Source organism: Pseudomonas sp. JQ170C, from assembly GCF_035581345.1.
Lineage (GTDB): Bacteria > Pseudomonadota > Gammaproteobacteria > Pseudomonadales > Pseudomonadaceae > Aquipseudomonas.
Genome location: NZ_CP141608.1, coordinates 5,649,560 through 5,666,085 on the forward strand (window position 1 = coordinate 5,649,560; position 16,526 = coordinate 5,666,085).

Here is a 16,526-nt window from a genome sequence, read left to right on the forward strand (position 1 = left end):
TGCCCGGCCACCGCTGCCCTGACTGTCCGAGAATTTCATATGCCCGTTTTAGCCTGGTCCACCATCGACACCGTACTGCTGGACATGGACGGCACCCTGCTGGACCTGCATTTCGACAACCACTTCTGGCTCGAACACCTGCCCCAGCGCTACGCCGACCTGCACGGCATCAGCCGAGCCATGGCCGAGCTTGAAATGCAGCCGTTGTTCGAGCAGCACGCGGGCTCCCTGAACTGGTACTGCCTGGACTTCTGGAGCCGCGAGCTGAACCTGTCGGTGCGGGACCTGAAGCTGGAAACCGCTCATCTGATCGCCTTGCGCCCGGACGCCGACACCTTTTTGCAGGCGATCAAACAGGCCGGCAAGCGGGTGATCCTGATCACCAATGCGCACCGCGATTCGTTGTCGTTGAAATTGGAGAGGGTTGAGCTGGCGCCCTACTTCGAGCGCCTGATCAGCTCCCACGATTACGGGTACCCCAAGGAAAACCCGCAGTTCTGGGACGCCTTGCAAGCGGATATCGACTTTGAGCCGAGCCGCAGTCTGTTTATCGACGACACCCTGTCGATTCTGCGCAGTGCCCGCGACTTCGGCGTGGCGCACCTGCTTGCGGTGCGCCAGCCAGACAGCCGCAAAGGGCCGCGTGATACCGAAGAGTTCGCCGCCGTGGAGGACTACCGGACGCTGCTCGAGGGGCTTTGATACTTACTCGGGAATACGCAGGCTCTGGCCCGGGTAGATCTTGTCCGGGTGCTTGAGCATCGGTTTGTTGGCTTCAAAGATCTTGTTGTACAGGTTGGCATTGCCATACACGGCCAGTGAAATCGCGCTCAGGGTGTCGCCTTTCTTGACTACCACAAAGCGCGCTGCGGCCACGACCGGGCCGGTCACGGTGATCTGGTCGTCGACTTCAGCGACACCGGCAATGTTGCCCAGCGCCAGGAGGATCTTTTCTTTCTCTTCCTGGCTGGCCACCTCGCCGGTCACCGTCACCTTGTCGCCATCGACCGTGGCCTTGATGTTCGGATTCCCGAGGCCAACCGCTTCCACATGCTTTTGCAATTGCTCACTGGCATTGGCATTACCCGGTGTCAGCAGGTCGATGATTTTCTCACCGGCCTCTTTGATGAAACTGAAAATGCTCATACCGCTCTCCTTGGTGATGAATCTCGGAGCCTGCAGTCTAGGACAGGTTAGAATGCTTCGCCTGCTTTGCGCCGTGGACCGACGATGGACATCAAACAGCTCAAATTCCTCATCGCGCTTGATGAAACCCGACACTTCGGCCAGGCCGCAGCCCGTTGCCACGTGACCCAACCGACGCTGTCGATGCGCCTGCGCAACCTGGAACAGGAACTCGACCTGGCCCTGGTCAACCGTGGCCAGCGCTTTGAAGGCTTTACCGCCCAGGGCGAGCGTGTGCTGGCCTGGGCCCGCTCGGTGATGGCGGCCTACGACGGCCTGCACGCCGAAGCCGCTGCCTGCCGCGGCCACCTGGTCGGCAACCTGCGAATGGGCGTGGTGCCGTTGTCGAGCTTTGATCCGCTGCCGTTGCTGCAACGCCTGCATGAGCGTCATCCGGAGCTGAACTTCGAGCTCAGCGCCCTGAGCTCCGAGCAGATCCTGGAGCAGCTCACCAGCAATCGACTGGACCTGGGCGTGTCTTACCTGGAGCGCCTGGACAACGAGCGTTTCCTGTCCCTGCCCCTTGGCGAGACACGCATGGGCCTGCTGTATGACCCAGATCACTTTCAGTTCGACGATCAGCCCTTAAGCTGGCAAGCACTGACCGAACTGCCGCTGGGCCTGCTCACCGCCGGCATGCACTTTCGCCAGTCGATCGACCACAACTTCAACAGCCGGGGCCTGGAACCACGGCTGTTGCTGCAGACCGACGCCGTCCATCAGTTGGTGCAGTCGGTAAAAGGCGGCCTGTGCTGCGCGATCATGCCGCTGGCTGCAGGCCTTGAAGTGCTGACCGAACGGCTGCGCCTGCAACCCATCGAACAGGCCAGCACCCTCGCGCCACTGGGCCTGATCATGCGCCGCACGGCGCCGCGCTCGGCATTGGCCGAAGCATGCCTGGCCGAATTCCAGGCCCTGCACAGCGGTGCGTGATCGACGCCATCTATCAAGGCATCAGCATTAGCGATTAGACGATACCCGAGCGCAAGCCTAGGCTTAAACCAGACCTGCCGCCGGTATCTCCAATGACCACAAAACCTCCGGCCTGCGCCGCGTCCGCCTCCCTGACTGCGCCCGCGGCCAGCAACCGCTACGACTATATCCACCTGACCGATGACAGCCAGGCCAGCACCGCGCTGGCCGAAGAAGTCGCCCTGGCCATTGCCTATAACGGCATCAACCAGGCGGTGATGCTGGTCAGCCCGACCGACCTTGAAGACTTCATCGTCGGCTTCAGCATCGGCAGCGGCATCATTGCCTCCCCCGACGACATTTATGACGTGAAGCTCAGCGGCCGGGGTTCGGCCATAAGCGCAGAGGTGGAAATCGCCAGTCGCGCGTTCTGGAACCTGAAGAACCAGCGCCGCCAATTGGCCGGTACCAGTGGCTGCGGCCTGTGCGGGGTGGAAGCCCTTGAGCAGGCCTTGCCGGAGTTGAATGTCTTGCCCGGGGCGCCGCTGCCCCCGGCACACTGGCTCGACGGCCTGCGCCAGCGCATCGACGCTTTCACGCCCCTTGGCCAGCACTGCGGTGCGGTGCATGCGGCGCTGTTCATGAACGATCAGGGCGAATTGCTGATGGGCCGCGAAGACATCGGCCGGCACAACGCCCTGGACAAGCTGATCGGCGCCCTGCTGCGCCAGCACCTGCGCCTGGACGGCGGCCTTGCCATCGTCACCAGCCGCTGCAGCCTGGAGCTCATCCAGAAAGTCCTGCGTGCCGGCATCCAGACCCTGGTCAGCCTCTCATCGCCCACCGGCCTTGCCCTGCAATGGGCCCGCCGGCACAACCTCAACCTGATCCATCTGCCTAAACACAGTGCGCCACGGGTGTTCAGTCCCGTGCGGGAGAACCGATCTTGAGCCTGCATCACCAAGCCGACCAGAAGCCTGTCCCGCGCTACAAACCCTACAACGGTGCCGCCGGCGGCTGGGGTGCCCTGCGCAGCGTCGCCCAGGCCTGGATCGGTAGCGACAACGCGCTCAAGAACATCCGCGCCCTGCTCAAGACCAACCAGAACGGCGGCTTCGACTGCCCGGGCTGCGCCTGGGGCGACTCGCCGGAAAGCGGCATGGTCAAGTTCTGCGAGAACGGCGCCAAGGCGGTGAACTGGGAAGCCACCAAGCGCCGTGTCGACGCGGCATTCTTCGCCCGCCACAGCGTGACCTCGCTGCTGGCCCAGAGCGACTACTGGCTCGAATACCAGGGGCGGCTGACCGAACCGATGGTCTATGACGCCGACACCGACCGCTATCGGCCCATCGACTGGGATGGGGCCTTCGCCCTGATCGCCAAGCACCTGCACAACCTTGCCAGCCCCGACCAGGCGGAGTTCTACACCTCCGGTCGCGCCAGCAATGAGGCGGCGTACCTGTACCAGTTGTTCGTCCGCGCCTTTGGCACCAACAACTTCCCCGACTGCTCGAACATGTGCCACGAGGCCAGCGGCGTTGCCTTGGGCCAGAGTGTCGGGGTCGGCAAAGGCACCGTGACGTTCGATGACTTTGAACACGCCGAGGCCATTTTCGTCTGGGGCCAGAACCCTGGCACCAACCACCCGCGCATGCTCGAACCACTGCGCGAGGCGGTAAAACGTGGCGCCCAGGTGGTGTGTATCAACCCGCTCAAGGAGCGTGGCCTGGAGCGCTTCCAGCATCCTCAACACCCGCTGGAGATGCTCACCAACGGCGACCGCCCCACCAACACCGCGTACTTCCGCCCGGCCCTGGGTGGCGACATGGCGGTGCTGCGCGGCATGGCCAAGTTCCTCTTGCAGTGGGAGCGCGAAGCCCAGGCCAGCAACGCGCCGGCGGTCTTTGATCACGACTTCCTCAACCAGCACACCCAGGGTGTGGACGCCTACCTGGCGGCCGTTGACGCAACGCCGTGGGATCAGATCGAAAGCCAGTCGGGCCTCAGCCTTGCCGAGATCGAGCAGGCTGCGCGCATGTACTGCAAGGCCAGCAAAGTCATCATGTGCTGGGCCATGGGCATCACCCAGCACCGGCATTCGGTAGCGACCATCCAGGAAATCGCCAACCTGATGCTGCTGCGCGGCAACCTTGGCGCACCCGGCGCCGGCCTGTGCCCCGTGCGTGGCCACAGCAACGTCCAGGGCGACCGGACCATGGGCATCAACGAACGCCCGCCAGTGGCCCTGCTCGATGCCCTGGAGCGCCGCTTCGACTTCAAGGTGCCACGCCACAATGGCCACAACACCGTGGAAGCCATCGGCGCCATGCTCGCCGGCCAGGCCAAGGTATTCATCGGCCTGGGCGGCAACTTCGCCCAGGCGACACCCGACACCGAACGTACCGCCCAGGCCTTGCGCAGCTGTGAGCTGACCGTGCAGATCAGCACCAAGCTCAACCGCAGTCATCTGGTTCACGGTAAACAGGCATTGATCCTGCCGTGCCTGGGCCGCACCGACATCGACCAACAGAGTGAAGGGCCACAGGCCGTCACGGTGGAAGACTCGTTCAGCATGGTCCACGCCTCCAACGGCCAGTTGCAGCCGCTTTCGCGGCAGATGCGCTCGGAGCCTGCGGTGATCGCTGGCATCGCCTCCGCGACGCTTGGCACCGCACCGGTGGACTGGAACTGGCTGGTGGCTGACTACGGGCGTATCCGCGACCTGATCAGCGATACCATTCCCGGCTTCGACAATTTCAACCAGCGCCTGGAGCACCCGGGAGGCTTTTACCTGGGCAACAGCGCCGGCCAGCGCCAGTGGAAGACCGCCAGCGGCCTGGCCAACTTCAAGGCCAACGGCCTGCCAGACGATCTGCTCCATGAGCGGGTGCGCGCCACCGGCCAGATACCGGACCTGATCATGCAGTCGATGCGCTCCCATGATCAGTACAACACCACCATCTATGGCCTGGATGACCGCTACCGCGGGGTCAAGGGCCAGCGCAATGTGCTGTTCGCCAACGAAGCCGACATCATCCGCCTGGGCTTTCACCCGGGGCAGAAGGCCGATATCGTTTCGTTGTGGAGCGATGGCCGCGAGCGTCGGGTCAAGGGCTTCACCCTGCTGGCGTTCGATATCCCGGCGGGCCAGGCAGCGGCGTATTATCCAGAGGTGAATCCGCTGGTGCCGCTGGAGAGTGTCGGCGATGGCAGCCACACCCCGACCTCGAAATTCGTGGCGATCAAACTGGAAGCGGCCAGCGACAACGCCCGCATCCTCTGACAGACTGGCTGTACTTCAGACACAAAAAAAGGCCCTGGCAGCGATGCCGGGGCCTTGTCTCAAGTAAGCTCAGACAGCCAAAAACCAAGAAAGTTTCATAGTCAAAACAGTAACTTAGCGAATTGTGTACAACTCGTGTTACTCGTCGGATTTCCGTTGCCAGCCCCCCCTCGCCAGCCTCAGGATCGCCTCGTCATCCCTATGAGGCTCTCTTGATGAAGTACTCCTCGATACTGTTGTTGTCTCTCGGCCTGCTCAGTGGCGTTGCCTCGGCAGGTGGCACCACCGAAGCCGGTATTGGCGGCGCATTGGGTGGGGTACTGGGTTCGGTGGTCGGTCAGTCGATCGGCGGCAGCACCGGCTCGGCGATCGGTGCGGGTCTGGGCGGCGCGGCAGGCAGTGCCGTCGGCGCCGACAAACGCAGCCGTGGTGAAGCCGCCATCGGTGGCGCCCTGGGCGCAGCCGGCGGCAACGTGGTGGGCCGCAGCGTAGGCGGCACCTCCGGTAGCTACATCGGTGCAGCCGCAGGTGGTGGTGCCGGTGGTGCCCTGGGTAACTACATGGGCAACAAGGCGGACGAAGAAGACGATCGCCGCTACCGCAACCGTGGCTATGACGACCGTCGTCACTACCACGACCGTGGCCACCACTACGGCCACCGCAAGCACAAGAAGCACTGGCGCCACCGCTAAGGGCGCCTTCGGCTGAATATGTGCCTTAGCCTTGAAGACGTACCAGCGCTGCCTGAAGCCCTTCAGGTAGCGCTACAGGGCGTCCCGAGGCGCGTTCGACGAACACCTGCACCACCTTCCCCGCCGCACAGGCCTGCACCTCTCCTGCCTTGAACAACGCCACCTGATACTCCACCGAACTGCCGGCAAGACGCGCAACGCGCAGGCCCACTTCGAGGGTGTCGGGAAACGCTGGCAACGCAAAAAAATCCGCTGCCGAGCTGACCACGAACCCCATCACCTCACCGTCCTGAAGATCCAGGCCGGCGTGCTGCTGCAAGAACCCCTGAATCGTCGTATCGAAATAGGCATACACCGTGGCGCCGGCGATAAAGCCGTTGAGGTCGCTGTCTTGCCAGCGCGTGAGGATGGGTTGCAGATGGGGGTAGTCGTGGCGTTGGGGGGATTCGGACATGACGGCTCCTCGTCATTGAGATCAGCGGGCTTGCCCCGCGATAGCGGTGCGTCTGAGATACCGCTATCGCGGGGCAAGCCCGCTCCTGCAAAGCAAAAAGCCGCCCCTGGGGGCGGCTTTTTCGTTTCACGCGGGCTTCAGCTTACAGCTGTGGGCCAGCAGCCTTGATGGCGTCGGAAACGTCGAACTTCTTGAAGTTCTCGATGAACAGGTTGGCCAGGCCCTTGGCTGCTTCATCGTAGGCGGCTTGGTCAGCCCAGGTGTTGCGTGGGTTGAGCAGGACAGTTTCAACACCGGCAACGGCTTTTGGCACGTCCAGGTTGATGATGTCCAGGTGCTCGGTCTCGGCACCGACCAGAGCGCCGCTCTGGATGGCTGCGATAACGGCACGGGTGGTCGGGATGTTGAAGCGCTTGCCGACGCCGTAGCCACCGCCGGTCCAGCCGGTGTTGACCAGGTAGACCTTGGAGCCGAAACCACGGATACGCTTGATCAGCAGTTCAGCGTACTCGCCAGCCGGACGCGGGAAGAACGGTGCGCCGAAGCAGGTGGAGAAGGTCGACTTGATGCCGCTGCCCGAACCCATTTCGGTGGAACCGACCAGAGCGGTGTAACCCGACAGGAAGTGGTAGGCCGCTTGTTCTTCGCTGAGGATCGAGACTGGCGGCAATACGCCGGTCAGGTCGCAGGTCAGGAAGATGACAGCGTTAGGCTCGCCACCGAGGTTCTTCTCGGAACGCTTCTCGACGTGCTCCAGCGGGTAGGCGGCACGGCTGTTCTGGGTCAGGCTGCCATCGGCGTAGTCAGCTTTCTTGTCACCGTCCAGAACGACGTTTTCAAGAACAGCACCGTGCTTGATGGCTTTCCAGATGACTGGCTCGTTCTTCTCGGACAGGTCGATGCACTTGGCATAGCAACCGCCTTCGATGTTGAACACGACGCCTTCGCCCCAACCGTGCTCGTCGTCACCGATCAGGTAACGGCTTTCATCGGCCGACAGGGTGGTTTTACCGGTGCCCGACAGACCGAAGAACAGGGTCACGTCGCCTTCTTCGCCGATGTTGGCAGCGCAGTGCATTGGCAGCACGTCGGCAGCTGGCAGCAGGAAGTTCTGCACCGAGAACATGGCTTTCTTCATTTCACCGGCGTAACGCATGCCAGCGATCAGTACTTTCTTCTGGGCGAAGTTGATGATCACGCAACCGTCGGAGTTGGTGCCGTCACGCTCAGGCACGCACTCGAAGTTGGCAACGTTCAGCACTTGCCACTCATCACGGCCAGCAGGGTTGTACTGCTGAGGGTTGATGAACAGGCAACGGCCGAACAGGTTCTGCCAGGCAGTCTGGGTGGTCATCTTCACTGGCAGGTAGTGCTCGGTGGCCGCACCTACGTGAACATGGGAGACGAAATGCTCTTGGGCGTTGTTGAACGCCTGGACGCGGTCCCACAGGGCATCGAACTTGTCGGCCGGGAACTTGCGGTTGATCGGGCCCCAGGCGATGGCGTCCTGAGTGGACGGCTCTTCGACGATGAAACGGTCGACCGGCGAACGACCGGTACGGTGACCGGTTTTCACGACCAGGGCGCCAGTATCGGCCAGCTCGCCTTCACCGCGGTTCAGCGCTTCTTTTACCAGCTCATCGACGCTCAGGTCGGTGTAGACGGTGTTGTTGGCTTGCGTCATGAGATTCCCCATCCGGCCTGAGGCCGAGTGCTCCAAACGTTTTGTAGTAGAGCTTTGAAAACTACTACAGCGAAAAAAGTGGCCGGATTATGCCAGAAACGCCCAAAAAAAGTAGGGCCCTCCTGTCAGAACACCCGGTTTACGGCGTTCGACAGGAGATTTACCTGTGATGAAACGTTTTAGTGCCGAGTATCTGAGGGCGTGTCTACACCGCCACCCGCGAACAATTGCTCGATGTCCGCCGCGTCGAACTTGTAGCTCTGGTTACAGAACTGGCAATCGACTTCAACGCTGCCGCCATGCTCTGCCGCCAGTTGCTTGGCGTCTTCCAGGCCGAGGCTGACCAGGGCATTGCCGGAGCGCTCTCGCGAGCAACTGCAACGGAAACGCAGTGGCTGGATATCGAACAGGCGCACAGCCTCTTCATGGTAAAGGCGATGAAGAACAGTCTCGTTGTTCAGGCCCAACAGCTCTTCGGCTGTCAGGGTGCTGGCCAGGGCCGTGACGTGTTGCCAGCTGGCGGCGCGCTCTTCCTCGTCTTTCTCGCGGTCGGTGGGCAGTTGTTGCAGCAACAGGCCACGCGCGTGCTGACCATCGGCGTTCAGCCAGAACTTGGTGTTTACCTGCTGGGACATGACGAAGTAGTTGGTGAAACACTCCGAAAGCGTTTCGCCGTCCAGGTCGACGATGCCCTGATAGCGCTGGCCCTGGGTCGGGTCAACGGTCATGGCCAGCACACCGCTTGGCATCAGGTCAGCCAGGGTCGCGCCCTCGCTGATGTCTTCGGCGTTGTAGCGGGCCAGGCCGCGAATATCACGCTCGCTGGAGCACTCGATCATCAGCAGCGGCACCGGGCCTTCGGAACGGGCCTGCAGGATCAGCAAGCCATCGAACTTCAAGGTGCCGACCAACAGCGCTGCCGCCGCCATGAACTCGCCCAGCAGTTGCTGGACCGGCAGCGGGTAGTCGTGCTTGGCCAGGACTTCGGCGTAGCTGTGCTCCAGTGCAACGAGCTCACCGCGCACGTCGCGCTCGTCGAAGATGAAGCGTTGGGTGTAATCGGTATCAGACATGAATGCTGGCTTTCTGAAGAGAAGGATGGGCGTATTTTATGGGCAATTGCCCCCTGTTCCAAGCAAGGACACCGTTTGCTCCCCCCCGGTTGCCCGCGTGCGACGAATGGCGCCCCTACTGGCTGTCGTGAAACTGGTGAAACTGACGCCGCTGTTTCTTGGTCGGCCGGCCGTCGGTGCTCACGCCCAGGGCCCCGGCTTTGCGCTGCGCAGCCGCCTGTTCGCGCTTGTCGATACTCTGCTGGGTCTCTTCATAGAGTGCCTGTGCCTCGGGCGCACCGCGGCGCACGATGGACAGCGCCTTGACCACCACCGTGCGCTCATCGAAGCCGGTACGCAGCACGAACTCGTCGCCCACCCGCGGCTCCTTGCCCGGCTTGCAACGCTCCCCGCGACAGTGCACCTTGCCACTCTCGATGGCCGCCTTGGCCAGCGCGCGGGTCTTGTAGAAACGCGCTGCCCATAACCACTTGTCCAGGCGGACCTTGTCGTCCTCTTCCGGCTTTTGTGCCATGACATTTCCCCATTGATTTTCCTTAACGGAACTGTACTACCGTAACTGGCGGATGCAAAAAAACCGCCGCGTGCTTACAGTTCACCGAACTGTCGCACACGCCGGTTCCGGCCTGACGATTTCCTACGCTGGTTGAGCATTTTGAAGACATTTGATCATTTGACTGTGATTGGCCTGCGCGAGTGGGTAGCCTTGCCCGACCTCGGTTTGGCGGGCCTGCGCGCCAAGATCGACACCGGGGCCAGCACCTCGAGCCTGCACGCCACCGAAGTCGAACCTTTCGAGCGCAATGGCGAGCAGTGGGTGCGTTTCAACGCTCACCTGGGCTCGGTCGTGCAGTTGCGCCACCGTCGCTGCGAAGCACCACTGGTAACCATGAAGACCATCAAAAGCTCCAACGGCCACGCCCAGACCCGCTATGTGATCCGCACGCCCCTGGCGCTGGGTGACCGGGTCTGGGAGGTCGAGTTCACCCTGGCCTGCCGCAAAGCCATGCGCTATCGCCTGCTGCTCGGTTCCAAAGCCCTGATCCATGGCCAGTTGGTGGTCAATCCGGGTCTCAAATACGTTCAGGACAAGCCGGCATTCCCGGCCACTATTTCCCCCTCCACAGGTGTTGCATGAAGATCGCCGTGCTGTCGCGAAACCCGCGTCTGTATTCCACTCGTCGCCTGGTAGAAGCCGGTACCGAACGAGGCCATGAGATGGTTGTGATCGATACCCTGCGCGCCTACATGAACATCGCCAGCCACAAGCCGCAGATCCACTACCGCGGCAAGCCGCTGGAGGGTTTCGACGCGGTGATCCCGCGCATTGGTGCCTCGGTGACCTTCTACGGCTGCGCGGTATTGCGCCAGTTCGAGATGATGGGCGTGTTCCCGCTGAACGAGTCGGTGGCCATTGCCCGCTCCCGCGACAAGCTGCGCTCGCTGCAGCTGCTGTCACGACGCGGTATTGGCCTGCCGGTGACGGGCTTCGCCCATTCCCCGGACGACATCCCCGACCTGATCCAGATGGTCAATGGTGCCCCCCTGGTGATCAAGGTGCTCGAAGGCACCCAGGGCATCGGCGTGGTGCTGTGCGAAACCACCAAGGCTGCCGAATCGGTGATCGAGGCGTTCATGGGCCTGAAGCAGAACATCATGGTTCAGGAATACATCAAGGAAGCCGGTGGCGCCGATATCCGCTGCTTTGTGGTCGGCGACAAGGTCATTGCCTCGATGAAGCGCCAGGCCAAGCCCGGCGAGTTCCGCTCCAACCTGCATCGTGGCGGCAGCGCCAGCCTGATCAAGATCACCCCGGAAGAGCGCATGACCGCCATTCGCGCGGCGAAGGTCATGGGCTTGAGTGTGGCCGGGGTGGATATCCTGCGCTCCAATCACGGCCCGCTGGTGATGGAGGTGAACTCTTCACCAGGTCTTGAAGGCATCGAAGTGACCACCGGCAAGGACGTTGCCGGGATGATCATCGAACACCTGGAAAAGAACGGCGGGCCAAACCTGACCCGCACCAAGGGCAAGGGCTAGACCGCGTCGCGCGGCAGCAGCAGGCCCAGCGGCAAGCGCACCCGGGCCTCAAGCCCGCCGCCGGAACGATTACGCAACTCGACATTGCCGCCATGCTGGGCGGCAATGCGTTTGACGATCGCCAGGCCCAGGCCGGTGCCCTTGCCGCTGCGGGCACGGTCACCACGAATGAACGGGTTGAAGATGCCCTCCAGCTCGTTCGGGTCGATGCCCGCCCCCCTGTCCAGCACACTGAGCACGACGTAGGGCGCACTGCTGTCGCCCGACACGTAGGCCGCCACCTCGACCCCCTTGCCAGCGTGATACAGCGCATTGCCGATCAGGTTGTTCAGCAACCGCTTGAGTGACACCCGCCGCAGCGGAAAGGGTGGAATCGGCTCAAGGCACAGCCGTACCCGTTCTTCAGGCTGATTGAACGGTGCTACCACCTCGCGTACCAAGTCGCTCAGGTCGACCTGCTCCACCGGTTCGTCTCGTCCGTCGCGGATGAAGGCCAGGAACTGATCGAGGATGGCGTCCATGTCTTCGATATCGCGCACCATGTCGTCAGTCAGGTCGCTCTCGTTGGCCAGCAGTGACAACGACAGGCGCAATCGGGTCAACGGTGTGCGCAGGTCATGGGAAACCCCCGCCAGCATCAGCTCCCGTTCACGCCCGGCTTGCTCGACATCTTCGGCCATCTGGTTGAAGGCGCGGTAAACCTCGGTCATCTCGCTCGGGGTGTCACTGATCGGCAGCCTGACACTACGCCCCTGCCCCAGTTGCCGGGCGGCGAACACCAGGCGTTTGAGGGGCTGATTGAGCTGGCGCACGAAGATCCAGGCCGAGGCCGTGGACAACAAGCCAATGGCCAGGAACCAGCCCAGCACGCTCCAGATCTTCTGGCCGCGCAGCGGGTGGGGGTACAGCGGAACCTTCAACCAGCCATCACCCAGACTTGGCGCCCTGACCCACAGCGCCGGTGGCGCATGGATGCGCAGGCGCACTTCAGTGTCGGCGCCCAGTTCGGCCTGCATCTGACGCTGATAGATCTCGCTGTAAGGCCAATGCTGCTCGCCCTCGGGCACGCCAGAACCAACCACCCTGATCAAGCCGGCCGCTTCGGCAATCTTGTCCCGGTCAGACTCGTCGGCCGCCCAATAGGCGCGCAGGGTCAAGGCGACGCCGTGGCTGTACTGTCGATCGACCAGCACGTCCTCGTTCATCAGCAGGTAGACCAGGGTCAGGGCCTTGGAAAACAGCACGACGATAAGCACCAGCCAGAGGGTGCGGGCGAAGAAGCTTTGCGGGAACCAGAGAGGCGTTTTCATCGACAGCGACTACACACTTTGCGGAAACGAGCAGGGCTCGCAGGCTTTGCAGGCTTCAGCACACACAAAAACAGGGCAACCCAAAGGACTACCCTGTTCGTCATGACTGATGCCTACAAACGAAACATCACTTGCTGGCATTGCCATCCGGTACGAAGACGTAACCGACACCCCATACCGTCTGAATATAGCGTGGCTTCGATGGATCGGGCTCGATCATGCGGCGCAGGCGGGAAATCTGCACGTCGATGGAGCGCTCCAGGGCGTCCCATTCGCGGCCACGGGCCAGGTTCATCAGCTTGTCGCGGGTCAGCGGCTCGCGGGCATGCATCACCAGGGCCTTGAGCACGGCGAACTCGCCGGTGGTGAGCATGTGTACTTCTTCGCCACGCTTGAGCTCGCGGGTGGCCAGCGACAGCTCGTAATCACCGAAGGTCACGGTTTCGTCTTCGCTGCCCGGTGCTCCCGGCACGGTCGGTGCCTGGCGGCGCAAGACGGCCTTGACCCGAGCCATCAGCTCGTCGGGGTTGAACGGCTTGGCCAGGTAGTCGTCAGCGCCCAGCTCCAGGCCCTTGATGCGGCTCAGCTCGTCGCCCTTGGCGGTGAGCATGATGATCGGGATCTGGTTGTTGGCGGCGCGCAACCGGCGGCAGGCGGTCAGGCCGTCTTCGCCTGGCAGCATCAGGTCGAGTACCACCAGGTTGAAGACCTCACGGGCCAGCAGGCGGTCCATCTGTTCGGTATTGGGTACTGCGCGAGCGCGGTAGCCCTTGCTGGTAAAGAAACGCTCCAGCAGGCTGCTCAAGCCCGGGTCGTCGTCGACGATGAGGATTTTTTCGCCTTCAGCGGTTTGTGCAGTGCTGCTCATGGGGTAGCTCCTTTAATCTCGGCACGCATTATGGCTTAGCCGCCATTGGCCGTGCCGTGTGCATTGTTAGCAGATTTTTCCCCTTGTGCCAGTTTTGCCCGGCCGGCAACTGGCGCCCTGCCATCACCGCAACCCCGGCGCACTGGGTATAATGCGCCGCTTTCGGACAGCGCCGCATTGACTTTCAGCGCCCTCAGGCGCCCGCCCGCGGCCTTTGTATTCACAATATGTCAGGTGGTTTTATGGACAGCATCAACAGCCGCATCGCCGAGGAACTCGGTGTCCGCCCGCAACAGGTCGAAGCGGCCGTGGCCCTGCTTGATGAAGGCTCGACAGTGCCTTTTATCGCCCGTTACCGTAAAGAAGTGACCGGCAGCCTGGACGACACCCAACTGCGCCATCTGGAAGAACGCCTGCGTTACCTGCGCGAACTGGACGATCGCCGCGCCAGCATCCTGGCCAGCATCGAAGAGCAAGGCAAGCTGACCCCTGAACTGGCTCGCGAAATCAAGCTGGCCGACACCAAGACCCGCCTCGAAGACCTCTACCTGCCCTACAAGCAAAAGCGCCGCACCAAGGGCCAGATCGCCCTGGAAGCCGGCCTGGGCGAGCTGGCCGACGGCCTGTTGAACGACCCGCATCTGAGCCCTGAAGCCGAAGCCACCCGCTTTGTCGATGCCGACAAAGGCGTGGCCGACGTCAAGGCTGCCCTCGAAGGCGCCAAGTACATCCTCATGGAGCGCTTCGCCGAAGACGCCAGTCTGCTCGACAAACTGCGCAGCTTCCTCAAGCAGGAAGCGGTACTCAGCGCCCGCCTGGTCGCCGGCAAAGAGGAAGAAGGCGCCAAGTTCCGCGACTACTTCGAGCACGACGAACTGCTCAAGAGCGTACCGTCGCACCGCGCACTGGCCATTTTCCGTGGCCGCAACGAAGGCGTGCTGTCGGCGTCGCTGAAAGTCGGCGAAGAGCTGCCCGGCACCCTGCACCCGTGCGAAATGATGATCGCCGAGCGTTTCGGCCTGCAGAACCAGAACCGTCCTGCGGACAAATGGCTGGCCGAAGTGGTGCGCTGGACCTGGAAGGTCAAACTCTACAGCCACCTGGAAACCGACCTGTTCGGCGAGCTGCGCGACAACGCCGAAGGCGAGGCGATCAACGTCTTCGCCCACAACCTGCACGACCTGCTGCTGGCCGCTCCGGCCGGCCCGCGCGCCACCCTGGGCCTTGACCCGGGCCTGCGTACCGGCTGCAAGGTCGCGGTGGTGGATGCCACCGGCAAGCTGCTCGACACCGCCACCGTCTACCCGCACGTACCGAAAAACCAGTGGGACCAGACCATCGCCGTGCTCGCCGCCCTGTGCGCCAAGCACTCGGTGGAACTGATCGCCATCGGCAACGGTACCGCCAGCCGCGAAACCGACAAGCTGGCTGCCGAGCTGATCAAAAAATATCCGGCCCTGAAGATGACCAAGATCATGGTCTCCGAAGCCGGTGCATCGGTGTACTCGGCCTCGGAACTGGCGGCCCGCGAGTTCCCGGACCTGGACGTGTCGATCCGTGGCGCGGTGTCCATCGCCCGTCGCCTGCAGGACCCGCTGGCCGAGCTGGTGAAGATCGATCCGAAATCCATCGGCGTCGGCCAATACCAGCATGACGTCTCCCAGCTCAAGCTGGCCCGCGGTCTGGATGCCGTGGTCGAGGACTGCGTGAACGCCGTCGGCGTTGACGTCAACACCGCCTCGGTCGCACTGCTGGCGCGCATCTCCGGCCTCAACAGCACCCTGGCGCAGAACATCGTTGCCCACCGTGATGCCAACGGCGCCTTCAAGACCCGCGCAGCCCTGAAGAAAGTCAGCCGCCTGGGCGAGAAAACCTTTGAACAGGCCGCAGGCTTCCTGCGCGTGATGAATGGCGACAACCCGCTGGACGCGTCGGCTGTACACCCTGAGGCGTACCCGCTGGTGCAGCGCATTGCCGCCGAAACCGACCGCGACATCCGCTCGCTGATCGGCGACAGCGGTTTCCTCAAGCGCCTGGACCCGAAGAAGTTCACCGACGAAACCTTCGGCCTGCCAACCGTCACTGACATCCTCCAGGAGCTGGACAAGCCCGGCCGCGACCCGCGTCCCGAGTTCAAGACCGCCGAGTTCCAGGAAGGCGTCGAAGACCTCAAGGACCTGCAACTGGGGATGATTCTTGAAGGCGTGGTCACCAACGTCACCAACTTTGGTGCCTTCGTCGACATCGGCGTGCACCAGGATGGCCTGGTCCACATCTCGGCGCTGTCGGAGAAGTTCATCAAGGACCCGCGTGAGGCGGTCAAGGCTGGCGACGTGGTCAAGGTCAAGGTCATGGAAATCGACATCCCGCGCAAACGCGTCGGCCTGTCGATGCGCATGAGCGACACCCCGGGCGAGAAAGTCGAGGGTGCCCGTGGCAGCCGTCCCGGCTCGGCACCGCGCCAGCAGAACGCCCCGGCACGCGCCAAGGAAACCCCGGCCCCGGCCAACAACGCCATGGCGTCGTTGTTTGCCAACGCCAAGCAGCTGAAGAAGAAATGATGGAGCTGCCGCAAGAGGTTACCCTCAGCGCCTTCAGCCAACTGCTCGGCTGTCACCTGCAACGCCTGGAACCAGGCGTTGCCGAGATGACCCTGGCCCTGGAGCCGCACCTGCGCAACCGGGGCGGCAAGCTGCATGGCGGGGCGATCTTCAGCCTGGTCGATACCGCCATGGGCCTGGCCTGCTCAAGCTCGCACGGCTTCGATCAGCAAAGCGTGACCCTGGAATGCAAGATCAACTACCTGCGCTCCGTCGGCGAAGGTGAAGTGCTGTGCATCGCCCGGGTGCTGCATGCCGGGCGCCGTACACTGGTGGTCGACGCCGATGTACTTCAGGGCGACAAGCTGGTGGCAAAAGCGCAAGGGACATTCGTCGTCCTCTAGCCGCAAACGGCCAAACTGCGATACTTTCGGCAGAGCGCAGGCGCTGCCGGAAGCCAGCCAACACCAGGCGACAACGCCAGT

16 protein-coding genes are annotated in these 16,526 nt (G+C 62.6%); 9 read left to right on the forward strand and 7 right to left on the reverse strand.

The genetic code is table 11. The annotated features are described in order from the left end of the window. Positions 1-39: 39 nt before the first annotated feature. Entirely contained in the window at positions 40-702 is a 663-nt protein-coding gene (gene yrfG / locus U9R80_RS25820; RefSeq protein WP_301839819.1) for a GMP/IMP nucleotidase, read from the forward strand. 3 nt (positions 703-705) lie between these two features. Here the strand turns inward: yrfG and lysM are convergent, their stop codons facing one another. Further along, positions 706-1,146: a peptidoglycan-binding protein LysM gene (gene lysM / locus U9R80_RS25825; protein WP_301839820.1), complete on the reverse strand. Its 441-nt coding sequence runs from the start codon at positions 1,144-1,146 to the stop codon at positions 706-708. 84 nt (positions 1,147-1,230) lie between these two features. On the opposite strand from lysM, the gene U9R80_RS25830 reads away from it, so the two are divergent. The 4 genes from U9R80_RS25830 to U9R80_RS25845 all read left to right on the forward strand — a co-directional run bounded on the left by U9R80_RS25830 (position 1,231) and on the right by U9R80_RS25845 (position 6,072). Further along, on the forward strand, positions 1,231-2,118 hold the full coding sequence (locus U9R80_RS25830) for a LysR family transcriptional regulator (protein WP_301839821.1): 888 nt from the start codon (positions 1,231-1,233) through the stop codon (positions 2,116-2,118). Between the two features lie 92 nt (positions 2,119-2,210). After that, entirely contained in the window at positions 2,211-3,047 is an 837-nt protein-coding gene (gene fdhD / locus U9R80_RS25835; RefSeq protein WP_301839823.1) for a formate dehydrogenase accessory sulfurtransferase FdhD, read from the forward strand. Beyond that, positions 3,044-5,380: an FdhF/YdeP family oxidoreductase gene (locus U9R80_RS25840; protein WP_301839826.1), complete on the forward strand. Its 2,337-nt coding sequence runs from the start codon at positions 3,044-3,046 to the stop codon at positions 5,378-5,380. Before fdhD ends, U9R80_RS25840 begins: the two co-directional genes overlap by 4 nt. A gap of 215 nt (positions 5,381-5,595) precedes the next feature. Continuing rightward, a complete protein-coding gene (locus U9R80_RS25845; RefSeq protein WP_301839827.1) occupies positions 5,596-6,072 on the forward strand; it encodes a glycine zipper domain-containing protein in 477 nt (158 codons plus the stop codon). Positions 6,073-6,097: 25 nt separating this feature from the next. On the opposite strand, the gene U9R80_RS25850 is transcribed toward U9R80_RS25845, so the two are convergent. The 4 genes from U9R80_RS25850 to U9R80_RS25865 all read right to left on the reverse strand — a co-directional run bounded on the left by U9R80_RS25850 (position 6,098) and on the right by U9R80_RS25865 (position 9,797). After that, positions 6,098-6,526 (reverse strand): acyl-CoA thioesterase, encoded by a 429-nt coding sequence (locus tag U9R80_RS25850; protein WP_301839828.1) that lies wholly within the window; start codon positions 6,524-6,526, stop codon positions 6,098-6,100. Between the two features lie 142 nt (positions 6,527-6,668). Beyond that, positions 6,669-8,210: a phosphoenolpyruvate carboxykinase gene (locus U9R80_RS25855; RefSeq protein WP_301839829.1), complete on the reverse strand. Its 1,542-nt coding sequence runs from the start codon at positions 8,208-8,210 to the stop codon at positions 6,669-6,671. A gap of 179 nt (positions 8,211-8,389) precedes the next feature. Continuing rightward, the gene (hslO, locus tag U9R80_RS25860) at positions 8,390-9,283 is read right to left on the reverse strand and encodes an Hsp33 family molecular chaperone HslO (protein WP_301839831.1); all 894 of its coding nucleotides are present in this window, start codon (positions 9,281-9,283) and stop codon (positions 8,390-8,392) included. 115 nt (positions 9,284-9,398) lie between these two features. Continuing rightward, positions 9,399-9,797, reverse strand: coding sequence for an RNA-binding S4 domain-containing protein (locus tag U9R80_RS25865; protein WP_301839832.1), 399 nt, complete (start codon positions 9,795-9,797; stop codon positions 9,399-9,401). A 141-nt stretch (positions 9,798-9,938) separates the two neighbouring features. Between U9R80_RS25865 and rimB the strand changes: the two genes are divergently transcribed. Together rimB and rimK are read left to right on the forward strand one after the other, a co-directional pair. Further along, positions 9,939-10,421 (forward strand): retropepsin-like aspartic endopeptidase RimB, encoded by a 483-nt coding sequence (gene rimB, locus U9R80_RS25870; protein WP_301839834.1) that lies wholly within the window; start codon positions 9,939-9,941, stop codon positions 10,419-10,421. Then, a complete protein-coding gene (gene rimK / locus U9R80_RS25875; protein WP_301839835.1) occupies positions 10,418-11,323 on the forward strand; it encodes a 30S ribosomal protein S6--L-glutamate ligase in 906 nt (301 codons plus the stop codon). Before rimB ends, rimK begins: the two co-directional genes overlap by 4 nt. Here the strand turns inward: rimK and U9R80_RS25880 are convergent. Then, positions 11,320-12,633 carry an ATP-binding protein gene (locus U9R80_RS25880; protein WP_028942310.1) on the reverse strand — a complete coding sequence of 438 codons (1,314 nt, stop codon included), beginning with the start codon at positions 12,631-12,633 and terminating at the stop codon, positions 11,320-11,322. The two genes, rimK and U9R80_RS25880, sit on opposite strands and share 4 nt — an antisense overlap. A gap of 127 nt (positions 12,634-12,760) precedes the next feature. Continuing rightward, a complete protein-coding gene (gene ompR / locus U9R80_RS25885; RefSeq protein ID WP_028942311.1) occupies positions 12,761-13,501 on the reverse strand; it encodes an osmolarity response regulator transcription factor OmpR in 741 nt (246 codons plus the stop codon). Between the two features lie 242 nt (positions 13,502-13,743). Here ompR and U9R80_RS25890 point away from each other — a divergent pair, with 242 nt between their 5' ends. Together U9R80_RS25890 and U9R80_RS25895 are read left to right on the forward strand one after the other, a co-directional pair. Then, positions 13,744-16,062, forward strand: coding sequence for a Tex family protein (locus tag U9R80_RS25890; protein ID WP_301839836.1), 2,319 nt, complete (start codon positions 13,744-13,746; stop codon positions 16,060-16,062). Further along, positions 16,062-16,445 carry a PaaI family thioesterase gene (locus U9R80_RS25895; protein WP_301839837.1) on the forward strand — a complete coding sequence of 128 codons (384 nt, stop codon included), beginning with the start codon at positions 16,062-16,064 and terminating at the stop codon, positions 16,443-16,445. Before U9R80_RS25890 ends, U9R80_RS25895 begins: the two co-directional genes overlap by 1 nt. Positions 16,446-16,526 lie beyond the last annotated feature (81 nt).

Bases quoted from the DNA above. Each gene is read 5' to 3' on its own strand.
- hslO (WP_301839831.1), bottom strand. From the start codon at position 9,283: ATGTCTGATACCGATTACACCCAACGCTTCATCTTCGACGAGCGCGAC.
- ompR (WP_028942311.1), bottom strand. From the start codon at position 13,501: ATGAGCAGCACTGCACAAACCGCTGAAGGCGAAAAAATCCTCATCGTC.
- U9R80_RS25855 (WP_301839829.1), bottom strand. From the start codon at position 8,210: ATGACGCAAGCCAACAACACCGTCTACACCGACCTGAGCGTCGATGAG.
- fdhD (WP_301839823.1), top strand. From the start codon at position 2,211: ATGACCACAAAACCTCCGGCCTGCGCCGCGTCCGCCTCCCTGACTGCG.
- U9R80_RS25850 (WP_301839828.1), bottom strand. From the start codon at position 6,526: ATGTCCGAATCCCCCCAACGCCACGACTACCCCCATCTGCAACCCATC.
- U9R80_RS25865 (WP_301839832.1), bottom strand. From the start codon at position 9,797: ATGGCACAAAAGCCGGAAGAGGACGACAAGGTCCGCCTGGACAAGTGG.
- U9R80_RS25895 (WP_301839837.1), top strand. From the start codon at position 16,062: ATGGAGCTGCCGCAAGAGGTTACCCTCAGCGCCTTCAGCCAACTGCTC.
- U9R80_RS25880 (WP_028942310.1), bottom strand. From the start codon at position 12,633: ATGAAAACGCCTCTCTGGTTCCCGCAAAGCTTCTTCGCCCGCACCCTC.
- U9R80_RS25845 (WP_301839827.1), top strand. From the start codon at position 5,596: ATGAAGTACTCCTCGATACTGTTGTTGTCTCTCGGCCTGCTCAGTGGC.
- rimK (WP_301839835.1), top strand. From the start codon at position 10,418: ATGAAGATCGCCGTGCTGTCGCGAAACCCGCGTCTGTATTCCACTCGT.
- U9R80_RS25890 (WP_301839836.1), top strand. From the start codon at position 13,744: ATGGACAGCATCAACAGCCGCATCGCCGAGGAACTCGGTGTCCGCCCG.
- U9R80_RS25830 (WP_301839821.1), top strand. From the start codon at position 1,231: ATGGACATCAAACAGCTCAAATTCCTCATCGCGCTTGATGAAACCCGA.
- yrfG (WP_301839819.1), top strand. From the start codon at position 40: ATGCCCGTTTTAGCCTGGTCCACCATCGACACCGTACTGCTGGACATG.
- lysM (WP_301839820.1), bottom strand. From the start codon at position 1,146: ATGAGCATTTTCAGTTTCATCAAAGAGGCCGGTGAGAAAATCATCGAC.